At 75.9% G+C, this 2,823-nt stretch carries 4 protein-coding genes; all 4 read left to right on the top strand.

Going from position 1 to position 2,823, the window contains the following annotated elements; genetic code table 11:
* Window positions 1–856, top strand: an 856-nt coding sequence (locus tag ACFV5N_RS26600; protein ID WP_385604725.1) for a M28 family peptidase, incomplete at its 5' end; no start/stop codon positions are given.
* Window positions 853–1,308 (top strand): NUDIX hydrolase, encoded by a 456-nt coding sequence (locus ACFV5N_RS26595; protein WP_385604722.1) that lies wholly within the window; start codon window positions 853–855, stop codon window positions 1,306–1,308. The genes ACFV5N_RS26600 and ACFV5N_RS26595, both read left to right, overlap by 4 nt.
* Window positions 1,309–1,320: 12 nt before the next feature.
* Window positions 1,321–2,313: a Gfo/Idh/MocA family protein gene (locus ACFV5N_RS26590; protein WP_019433834.1), complete on the top strand. Its 993-nt coding sequence runs from the start codon at window positions 1,321–1,323 to the stop codon at window positions 2,311–2,313.
* Between the two features lie 48 nt (window positions 2,314–2,361).
* Window positions 2,362–2,823, top strand: a 462-nt coding sequence (locus tag ACFV5N_RS26585) for a hypothetical protein (RefSeq protein WP_385604719.1), incomplete at its 3' end; no start/stop codon positions are given.

Below are 2,823 nucleotides of genomic sequence, written 5' to 3'. Positions count from 1 at the left end.
CGCCGGCCCCGGCCCCGACGCCCCGCACGGCTGGCTGACGGACCCGGAGGCGGCCCGCATCCCGGTCGGCGGCATCGGCGCGGACACCGCCGCGGACCTGGCGGCCGAAGCGGCGGCCGGCCGCACCGGACAGCTGTGGCTGCGCGCGCTCACCGAGCCGCGCACCACCGAGAACCTCATCGCCACCACCCCCTCCGGGGACCCGGGACGCACCGTGGTGGCCGGCGCCCACCTCGACTCCGTACCCGACGGCCCCGGCATCAACGACAACGGCGTCGCGGCGGCCGTCCTGCTGGAAGCCGCCCTCGACGCCGCCCCCCGCGCCGCCGACCCGGGCCGCGCCCGGCTGCGGTTCGCGTTCTGGGCGGCGGAGGAGTTCGGCCTGCTCGGCTCCGCCCACTACCTCGACACCCTCTCCGCCCCCGAACGCGAGGCCACCGCCCTCTATCTCAACCTGGAGATGATCGGCAGCCCCAACCACGGCCTGTACGTCCTGGACCCGGGACCCGGCGACCCGGCCTCCGCGGACATCGCCGGCCGGCTCACCGCCGCCTTCGCCGGCCTCGGCGAGACCGCGCGGCCCTTCCCGCCCGACGGCCGCTCCGACTTCGCCCCCTTCCTCGACGCCGGTATCCCCACCGGCGGCCTCTACGGCGGCTCCTACGAACCCAAGACCGAGGAGCAGGCCGAGCTGTGGGGCGGCACCCCGGGCGTCCCCCACGACCCCTGCTACCACCAGCCCTGCGACGACAGCACCGGCTGGAGCCGCACCGCCGCCGCCCTGCACGGCGAGGCGTTCCACCGGGTCCTGGAGCACTACGCCCGGCACCCCCTCGCACCCAAGGACAGGCCATGACCACCCCGCGGCTCGTCGTCGGCGCGCTCATCCGGGACGGCGGCGACCGGATCTTCGTCCAGCAGCGGTCCTGGGAGCGCCGCCTCTTCCCCGGCCGCTGGGACATCGTCGGCGGCGCGGTGGAACGCGACGAGGACCCGATGGCGGCCCTGCGCCGGGAGATCACCGAGGAGACCGGCTGGCGGCTGCGCCGGGTCCTCGCCCCGCTCGGCCCCGCCCACTGGACGGCCGACGGCGTACCCCACACCGAACTCGACTTCGTGGTCGAAGTGGACGGCGATCTGAGCGCCCCGCGCCTGGAGCCGGACAAACACCTGGGGCACGCCTGGGTCGGCCCCGGCGACCTCGCCCTGCTGGACCAGCACCGCGTCCCCGGCGAGAGCACCTTCATCACGGACCTGGTCACCGCCGCCCACCGATGGCTGGCCGCCGCCGCGGCCCGGCGCAGCTGAGGAGCCACGGCCATGCGCGTACCCGCACCCGCACCCGCGCCCACCACCGCCCCGGCCAGGCCCCGCACCCTGCTCGTCGGCTTCGCCGGACAGCAGGGCCGGGAATACCTGCCCGTCCTGCGGACCTGCGCCGACATCGCCGGAGGCGTGGACAGCGCCCCCGGCGCCGGGGACATCGCCCGCACCCTCGGCTTCCCGCACTTCGGCAGCGTCGCCGAGGCGGTGGCCCGCGTCCGCTTCGACACCGCCGTGGTCACCGTCCCGCACCACGCGCACTTCGCCGTCTGCGAGGAACTGCTGCGCCACGGCAAGCACGTCATCAAGGAGAAGCCGTTCGCCGTCACCGAAGCGCAGGCCCACCGGCTCGCCGCCCTCGCCCGGCGGTCCGACCGCAGCGTCTACACCCTGCTCCAGCGCAACTTCGACCCCGTCTTCGGCTTCGCCAGGCGCCACCTGGAGCGGCTGGGCGAGCCCTACTGGTTCTCCTACGACTACCACCTGAACCTGCCCCGCCCCACCAGCGGCTGGCGCGCCCGCCCGGACACCGCGCTCGGCGGCGTCCTGCTCGACATGGGCTACCACCTCATCGACGTCCTGGCCGGCATGTTCCCGCCCCCGGCCCGCGTCGACGCCGTCTTCACCTACCGCTACCCGGAGATGCGCGACCACCGCCTGGAGGACCTGGTCAGCCTGCTCTACGGCTACTCCGCCCCCTCCCTGGCCGGGTCCCTGCGCATCTCCCGCCACCACTACGAGAAGACCGAACGCCTCTCCGTCCTCGGCACCCGCGGCACCCTCACCCTGGAGCCCGGCGAGGCCACCCTCACCCCCGCCCGCTCCGCGGGTCCGCTGCGCTTCGTCCGGCGCGGCACCAAGGGCGACACGGTGCGCACCATGCTCGCCAGCTATCTGCGGCGCCTGGAGGACCGCGCCTTCCGGGAGGCCCATCTGGCCCGCCAGCTCGCCACCGTGCGCACCATCGACGGCGTGTACCGCCACCGCTGAGCCGCCCCCGCGCGCACCCCCGACCCGTACCGGAGAGGAACGACAGCCGTGCGCATCACCCTCGCCCGTACCCCGCGGACCTACCTCGCGGCGGCCCTGGCATCCCCCGCGGACGACGGCCGCCCCACCGCCGTCCCCGCACTCGACCGCACCGGGACGCACCGGTGGCCCCGCCGGATCGCCGCCCGGCTCGGCCTGCCGCAGGCCACCGCGCCCCCCGGCGCCGCCACCGTCGCCGACGCCCGCGCGGTGCTCGCCGGTACGGCACGCCCCGGCCATCTGGTGATCGCCCTGGCCGGCGAGGACGACCCGTTCGCCTTCCCGGCCGCCGTCTTCGCGCTCGCCAAACGCGCCACCCTGGTGCTGGCCCGCGACCCCGACGCGGTGCTGACCGCCGCGGGAAAATCCCCCGACGCCCACCTCCACACCCTGGTGCGCCCCACCGCCCGTCTCGGAGTAGCACTCACCACCGCACAGCGCCACCGCCAACCGGGCCCCGCACTCGGCGTC

Origin of the sequence: Streptomyces sp. NPDC059853 (genome assembly GCF_042731495.1) — a bacterium.
Taxonomy (GTDB): domain Bacteria; phylum Actinomycetota; class Actinomycetes; order Streptomycetales; family Streptomycetaceae; genus Streptomyces.
The sequence above is the reverse complement of the archived record's forward strand: the minus strand, read 5'-3'. Positions and strand labels throughout refer to the sequence as shown.

Excerpts from the sequence above, each read along its gene's own strand:
- ACFV5N_RS26595 (WP_385604722.1), top strand. The coding sequence starts at position 853 with ATGACCACCCCGCGGCTCGTCGTCGGCGCGCTCATCCGGGACGGCGGC.
- ACFV5N_RS26590 (WP_019433834.1), top strand. The coding sequence starts at position 1,321 with ATGCGCGTACCCGCACCCGCACCCGCGCCCACCACCGCCCCGGCCAGG.